This window comes from Aquabacterium sp. (assembly GCF_030652515.1).
Classification (GTDB): domain Bacteria; phylum Pseudomonadota; class Gammaproteobacteria; order Burkholderiales; family Burkholderiaceae_C; genus Aquabacterium.
Genome location: NZ_JAUSAR010000035.1, coordinates 1 through 6,972 on the forward strand (window position 1 = coordinate 1; position 6,972 = coordinate 6,972).

The following is a 6,972-nucleotide window of genomic DNA, read 5'->3' on the forward strand; positions in this document are numbered from 1 at the left end:
TGCGTATTTCAGCCCATCGTGGACGGCATTTCAGGTTGATGGTGGACGGGATTTCAACGTAGTCGTGGACGGCGTTTCAGTCTGATCGTGGACGCTGTTTCAGCGCCATCGTGGACGATTGGGGTTTCGCGCAGGTGATCTTGACCGGGATAGGCTGGCCGCTTTTTGCGGTTCCAGTCAATGCCAACAAACAGAGTCACCATGCGCCGTATCCGAGAGGCATTGCGCCTGCACCTGCAGGCAGGGTTGAGTTACAACGAGGTGGGCCGCGCGCTCAAGATCTCCAAGAGCGTGGTCGGCAAGTACGTCTCGCTGGCCAAGGTCGCTGGCGTCGATTGCGCCGTGGCCGATGGCCTGGATGACGCTGAACTGGAGTCGCGCCTGTACCGTCCGGCGGTGCCACGGGCGAGCCACCAACTGGCCCCCGACTTCGGCCAGATCCACCAGGAACTCAAGCGACCCGGCGTCACGCTGATGCTGCTGTGGGAGGAGTACGCCACCGGCAATGCACTGGCCTACAAGTACACCAGCTTTTGCGTCAAGTACCGCGAGTTCGCCAAGACCCAGGCACGCTCGATGCGGCAGATTCACATTGCCGGGGAGAAGCTGTTCGTCGACTATGCCGGCAGCACCGTTCCCATCGTTGACGCCACCACGGGCGAGATCGCCCAAGCCCAGATCTTCGTTGCCACACTGGGCGCATCGAACTGCACCTACGCCTGCGCCACACCGCGCCAGACCACCGCCGACTGGATCGCTGCCCAGGTCCAGGCACTGGAGTTCTTCGGCGGGGTTGCCCGGTTATCGCGAGCTCGCGATAATCTGGGTAATCATCAGGACCGAATAATGTGAAGGAACGTGCTGGCTGCCCCCGTGTGGATGCAATCTGCACGGGGTAGTCCTTCACATAATTTCAGTGGGCCGTCAGAGCGAATCGAGCCAGGTAAGCACGCTCGCATCACGCCTCCAGGGCGGTGGCTGCTTTATCTTTGAGGATGGGTCGAGCCGCTGGAGCGCCTCTCGCTTGGTATCCAAGTTGGCCTGAGCGTAATGATTGGTGGTGTCGAGGTGAGCATGCCCGAGCCAGCTTCGAATAACTGTGACATCGACGCCAGCGGCCACAAGATGAACAGCGGTGGCGTGCCTGAAGGTGTGCGGCGAGACCTTCTTCGACGCCAGGGATGGGACGACGCGAGCGGCGGCCTGAACGTACTGTGCAAGTTTGAAGCGCACACCAGAGGCGCCAAGCGGCGCGCCATAGCGATTGACGAACAAGTGTTCATCATCCGCGCATGGTTGTCGTTTGCGCAACGCCTTGAGTAGCGCGATGGTCTGCGGCCACAGGGGACAGATGCGCTCCTTACGACCCTTGCCGAACAGACGCACACACATCGGCGTGTCGAATCGGATCGCTGCGGGGCAAACGTCAAGTGCCTCCTGAATGCGCGCACCGGTGTTGTAGAGGAATGACAGCAGCGCGTGGTCGCGCTGGCCCTCGACGCAGTTGCGGTCGGGTTGATCGAGGATCGCCTCGACCTCTCGCAATTCGAGATACTGCGGTGCTGGCGTGGGCGACTTCTTCGTCGGGATGTGAAGTATGTCGACGCATTGGGCGACGGCCGCTGGCTCCCTCTCGGCGACGAAAGAAAAGAAGCTGCGCAGTGCGGCGAGACGGCAGTTGCGCGTGCCGATCGAGACCTTGCGCTCCTGTTCACTGTGCTGAAGAAAAGCCGTCACGTCGTTCGCCGAAAGATCGGCCAAGGTGAGGGCCACCACAGCCTTCTTGTGCCGCAAAGCCGCAAAGCGCAGAAACAACCGCCACGTGTCGCGATAGGACTTGACTGTGTGAGGGGACACGTTGCGTTGCTCAACCAATCGTTCGTAGAAGAACGCATGCAACAGTCCTGGGAAGGGGTCGACGGGCCTCATTGCAGGGCTCCTTGAACGGGGTGCTGGCCCTGCGCGGCGAAGGCTCGAAAGCGCTCGCTGGCCTCTTGCAGCAACTCCTGTGTGATCGTCAGATAGACAAGCGTCGAGTTGATGTCCTTGTGGCCAAGATAGGTGGCCAGGAAAGGCAGTCGTGCCTGCGGATTGATTCCCTGGCGGTACCACATCAGCATGCGGTTGACGACCATGGAATGCCGAAGGTCATGGATACGTGGGCCCACGCGCCCCGACTCTGGCTTCAACTTGGCGCGGCGCAGTACGCGCACCAGCAGCTTGTGGGTCATCACACGCGAGTAGCGACCGGTGCCTTGCATATGCCAGAACAGTCCGCTCGAGTCGTCCTGTGGCGCTGCGGCGCGCTGCCTGGCTTCAAGGTATCCACGCAACGCAACCACCACGCTGTCGGCAAGCGGCAGCGTGCGGGACTTGAAGAACTTGGTCTCGCGAATGGCGATTTCTCCCGCAGCCACGTTGACGTCACCCAGATTGAGCCGCGCGAGCTCGCCCAACCGCAGTCCGACGCAGTACGCGAGCACGATCATCGTGTACAAGGTGAGTGGGCGCAGCGGTGAGCGAGGAGAAGGGAACGCCCGGGCGGTCTCCAGCAGATGTCGAACTTCTTGCGGCGTGTAGATGTAGGGGCGCCGCTGTTCCAGGACCCGTTGACGAGAAAGGCGCCGATCTACCTTGGGCAGTTCAACGCTTGGGTCGATACGCTGCAAGGCTCTGGTGAGATTGCGGGCAACTTGCTGGCGCTCCACGGCGTGGTTCAGCGTCGCACTCTCGTCCACCCATTGCCGTAGCAGGACCGTAAGCGGCAGGGTGATGACGTCGGCGTGACCTTGCAGGAAACGATCGAAACGCAGAAAGCTCGATACCTGCGTGTTGTAGCGGTACCCGCTGGCTCGCATGAGCTCGATATGCGAACGCATGAATGCGCCATGGACACTTGCGAACTGTGGCAGCGGCCTCAGGGCCTCAAGCGCCTGTGCAGGGTCCGGAGAAAGAAGCGCCCGCACGATCGGAGTTCCCACTCGCTGACCGAAGCTCAGACGCAGTTGTGCAAGTGGATTGCTCGGGATGGATTCTTGCGCTGCTAGAAAGTCCAAGAACCGGTCGACGACGCGAGCGCGATGAAGCACATAGTGCTCAGGCCAGCGCGAGGCGCAGCCGTGAAGCCACGACTCGATAGTGGACTGGCAAATCGCGGTGTTGCGAGGGCACTGCTGCACGTGGTGCTGGAACTCTACCAATATGCATCGGTAGACGTTGACGGTGTCGCGGCTGCGCAGGTGCAAGGTCGACAAGAAGCGGTTGATCGCGGCACCGCTATCCGCAAGCGGCGCGCTCATGACTGCTTCTCCTCAGCCAGGCCGGGGATCTCGAGGGTCACTTCGCGTAAATCCTCGGTGGCGAGCTTGAGGTATACCGATGTGGACGATGCTGACCGATGCCCCAGTACGTCACCGATGATCTTCATCGGTGTGCCCTCGCGAAGCAGGCTCACCGCGCGCGCATGCCGAAACGCATGCGGCCCGCGTTTGCCGGCCGGATGTACGCCCGCTGCATCAAGCCGGCGTCTCGTTGACGTGTACAGGCTGGAGCCGCTCTCAAACCCCCGGTACGGGGCTCGCATCCGAATGAAGATCTCCCTCACATCGGTCTTGGGTCGACCTTGCCGCAAATACGCGAGCAGCGCTTCGCCCACGGCAGGCATCAGGGGAAGGATCGATTGCGAGCCCGTCTTGGTATGGCGAACGAAAATGCGGTCGGCCCGCCAGTCGATATCGTTTAACTGGAGTCGAGTGATCTCGCCGGCGCGCATTCCGTAGGCGGCGAGCAGCAGCAAGATCGCGTAGTCGCGCAGGCCCTTTGGAGATCGGTCATTGCGTGATGTCTGCATCACGGCATCTACTTGGTCTGGACTCAGCGCAGAGGGGATCGATTCGAATGCGTAGAGGGTGGGTGCGATCACGCAAAGTGCGAAATCGCGCTCGGTTCTGCCTGTGGCGTGGGCGAAGTGCAGGAAGCAGCGCATTCGCTGCGCAACCCCTTTGCGTGAGACCCGCCGCAGTGATGGCGCTCGCGACTGTAGGTAGGCATCAACATCAGCGACCACCATGGCCGAGAACGTGCCAGTCTCGTTGCGTTCGCCGTACCAAGACAGAAAGCGCCCTGCCTCGGCAGTCCGTTCAGAGATCGTCACGGCGGCCAGCCCCCGTCGCTCGAGGAGCCACTGCGCATATTGCGCGCATATTGCTTGGCAGTCGGCCGCGTTGTGACTTGCGGGCGTCGCACTCGGTGGCCACTGCCCGACGACGCATTGAAGAAACCGATGCACACCAGCGGTATGTGAGCTACGCCAATGATCGAGGGATACCGGCGCATGACCATGGCGCTGGAAGAATTTGCGCAACTCCCGCGTCAGGTACTTCGTCACGTGCGATGGCTGCACCGCGTCGATCGGCACATGCCGGCCCTCGATGTACTTGAGAAAGTGCCCTGCGACGGCGAGATAGCGCTTGCTCGCCGTAGAGCTGTACCTTGCCCTCACAAGATGCTCTTCAAACTGGGAAATCAGCGCGCAGCGCTGAGGTAGAAGGTCCGACATTACGTATCTCCTTGGTGGGTGGATTCCCAGCCAAGAGTTAAACGCGAAAAATAATGCGCAGGAGGACGGCATCGGGACCCAATCGACCCGGGCCCCAATCGGGTTCCTTCACATTATTCGGTCCTGCTGATTACCCAGACTGATCGTGCCTGACCAGACCCGTGCGCTGATCAGGCGTCCCGACCGCTACGACCCCGAGCCCAACCGCAGCTACGAGGAGTTCGCCAAGCACTACGGCTGCGCCATCCTGGCCGCTCGGCCCGCGCACCCGCGTGACAAGCCCAAGGTCGAGGGCTCGGTGCTGCTGGTGCAGCGCTGGATCCTGGCGCGGCTGCGCAACCGGCGCTTCTTCACCTTGCACGAGCTCAACCAGGCGATTGGCCTGCTGTTGGTCGATCTCAACCAGCGGCCGTTCAAGAAGCTGCCAGGCTGCCGACGCAGCGCCTTCGAGCAACTGGATGCTCCGGCGCTGCGAGCGCTGCCGACAGAGCGCTTCGTCATCAGTCGCTGGAAGACCGTCAAGGTCAACATCGACTACCACGTCGAGTTCGAGGGTCACTTCTACAGCGTGCCACACCGCCTGGTCGGCGCCCGGCTGGACGTGCGCGTCACCGCAGCGCTGCTGGAGTGCTTCGCCTCGAACCAGCGCGTGGCCTGCCACGCCGTCAGCACTGTGCGCGCTGGCTTCACCACGGCGCCAGAGCACATGCCCGCCTCACACCGGGCGCACCTGGAGTGGACCCCGGCCAAGCTCATTGCCTGGGGCGCGCGCATCGGTGTGAGCACCGCCGCGCTGGTGACTTGGCAACTGGAGCGGCGCCCGCACCCCGAGCAGGGCTACCGCGCCTGCCTGGGTCTTCTTGCGCTGGCGCGCAAGTACACGCCCGAGCGCCTGGAAGCCGCGTGCACCCGCGCCATGGCCATCCGCGCGCCCACGCTGCGCAGCGTGACCAACATCCTCAAGTGCGGCCTGGACAGCCAACCTGCGCTGTTCACCTCAGCAGCCAACCCCGTCATTGAGCACGAGAACGTGCGCGGCCCCGATTACTACCACTGACCCCAACTCTCAACTCCCAACCGAAGGACCCATACCCATGCTGAGCGAACACACCCTGGATCAACTGCGCGCCCTGCGCCTGGACGGCATGGTGCGAGCCATTGAAGACCAGGCCACCAGCACCGCCGCGCACGAGCTGCCCTTCGACGACCGCCTGACCATGCTGGTGCAAAGCGAGATCGCCTGGCGCGATGACCGGCGCGTGGCCCGGCTTCTCAAGGCGGCCAAGCTCAAGGTGAGCGCGGCCTGTATCGAAGACATCAACTGGCGTGCCAGCCGTGGGCTGGACCGTGGCCTGATCACCGCGATGGCCGGCGGCGACTGGCTGCGCCATGCCCGCAATCTGCTCATCACCGGCGCCACCGGCAGCGGCAAGACCTGGCTGGCCTGCGCACTGGCGCATCAGGCCGCACGCAGCGGCTTCTCGGTGCTGTACGTGCGGGCCGCCCGGCTATTCGACGAGTTGCAGGTGGCGCATGGCGACGGGAGCTTCGCTCGGCGCCTGACGCAGCTCGCCAGGCTGGACCTGCTGGTCATTGACGACTTCGCCATCTCGCCCATGGGCGCTCCTGAACGCAACGACTTGCTGGAGTTGCTGGACGACCGCATAGGGACCCGATCCACGCTGATCACCAGCCAGTTGCCGGTCAAGGATTGGCACACCTACCTCAACGACCCGACGCTGGCCGATGCCATCCTCGACCGGGTTGTGCACAGCAGTCACAAGATCGTGCTCAAGGCCACCAAGTCCATGCGCGAAACGATCGAGGGGGGCGCCTGCGGCGCCCTGGCAGGTGCCTGAAGACTTGGAGACACAAAGCCGGGGTCAAACCAACCCCAGCACCAGCACCACGGCAGACCGTTTCAGGCTGATCGTGGACGATTACGATACAGTCACACCAGTTCCTGCGCGCTTCCCCAGCGCCGCCACGGCAACACCGATTCGCCGTCCACGATCAGCCTGAAACAGGCGTCCACGATCGCTGAAATACGCATGCAGCTACACAGTCAACGCCTCGTTCAGCGGCGTCGACAAGCCGTTTCTCAAGACCCAAGGTTACGAGGTGAATGGACTCAAGCTCACGAGTCAAGGGTTCATGCGTGTGCCCAAGGGCGACAGTTTCGAGTGGCAGGGAAGCACCCGCCGTCTGCCGAAGACGCCGGGATGAACCGATGTCGTTCGACGTTGGATCAAAAAAACTTTGATGGCAGCTGCAAGTTGCCTAAAATTTCATTCAAGGCGCCCGCCGTACTTGCACGCGAGTAGAAACAGGTACTCCACACATCGTCATTGATTTCCCTTTTGGGCCTCGTCGTCGGGGACTTAAACGCGTGCGTCTGACCCGACCCGTCGAGG

At 62.3% G+C, this 6,972-nt stretch carries 6 protein-coding genes; 3 read left to right on the plus strand and 3 right to left on the minus strand.

The window, feature by feature from the left end; translation table 11 throughout:
* The first annotated feature begins 201 nt into the window (after positions 1–201).
* The gene (locus tag Q7V20_RS04920; protein ID WP_304787789.1) at positions 202–852 is read left to right on the plus strand and encodes a hypothetical protein; all 651 of its coding nucleotides are present in this window, start codon (positions 202–204) and stop codon (positions 850–852) included.
* 72 nt (positions 853–924) lie between these two features.
* Here Q7V20_RS04920 and Q7V20_RS04925 read toward each other — a convergent pair whose 3' ends face one another.
* Genes Q7V20_RS04925 through Q7V20_RS04935 form a run of 3 tightly spaced genes read right to left on the minus strand, consistent with a single transcriptional unit; the run spans position 925 to position 4,558 of the window.
* Entirely contained in the window at positions 925–1,929 is a 1,005-nt protein-coding gene (locus tag Q7V20_RS04925) for a tyrosine-type recombinase/integrase (protein WP_304787791.1), read from the minus strand.
* Entirely contained in the window at positions 1,926–3,299 is a 1,374-nt protein-coding gene (locus Q7V20_RS04930) for a tyrosine-type recombinase/integrase (protein WP_304787793.1), read from the minus strand. Before Q7V20_RS04930 ends, Q7V20_RS04925 begins: the two co-directional genes overlap by 4 nt.
* Positions 3,296–4,558 (minus strand): site-specific integrase, encoded by a 1,263-nt coding sequence (locus Q7V20_RS04935; RefSeq protein WP_304787796.1) that lies wholly within the window; start codon positions 4,556–4,558, stop codon positions 3,296–3,298. Before Q7V20_RS04935 ends, Q7V20_RS04930 begins: the two co-directional genes overlap by 4 nt.
* 145 nt (positions 4,559–4,703) lie before the next feature.
* Between Q7V20_RS04935 and Q7V20_RS04940 the strand changes: the two genes are divergently transcribed.
* Positions 4,704–5,615, plus strand: a complete 912-nt coding sequence (locus Q7V20_RS04940) for a hypothetical protein (RefSeq protein ID WP_370652406.1) — start codon at positions 4,704–4,706, stop codon at positions 5,613–5,615.
* Between the two features lie 37 nt (positions 5,616–5,652).
* Positions 5,653–6,417 (plus strand): IS21-like element helper ATPase IstB, encoded by a 765-nt coding sequence (istB, locus tag Q7V20_RS04945; protein WP_304787798.1) that lies wholly within the window; start codon positions 5,653–5,655, stop codon positions 6,415–6,417.
* Positions 6,418–6,972 lie beyond the last annotated feature (555 nt).

Excerpts from the sequence above, each read along its gene's own strand:
- Q7V20_RS04920 (WP_304787789.1), top strand. The coding sequence starts at position 202 with ATGCGCCGTATCCGAGAGGCATTGCGCCTGCACCTGCAGGCAGGGTTG.
- Q7V20_RS04925 (WP_304787791.1), bottom strand. The coding sequence starts at position 1,929 with ATGAGGCCCGTCGACCCCTTCCCAGGACTGTTGCATGCGTTCTTCTAC.
- Q7V20_RS04930 (WP_304787793.1), bottom strand. The coding sequence starts at position 3,299 with ATGAGCGCGCCGCTTGCGGATAGCGGTGCCGCGATCAACCGCTTCTTG.
- Q7V20_RS04935 (WP_304787796.1), bottom strand. The coding sequence starts at position 4,558 with ATGTCGGACCTTCTACCTCAGCGCTGCGCGCTGATTTCCCAGTTTGAA.
- istB (WP_304787798.1), top strand. The coding sequence starts at position 5,653 with ATGCTGAGCGAACACACCCTGGATCAACTGCGCGCCCTGCGCCTGGAC.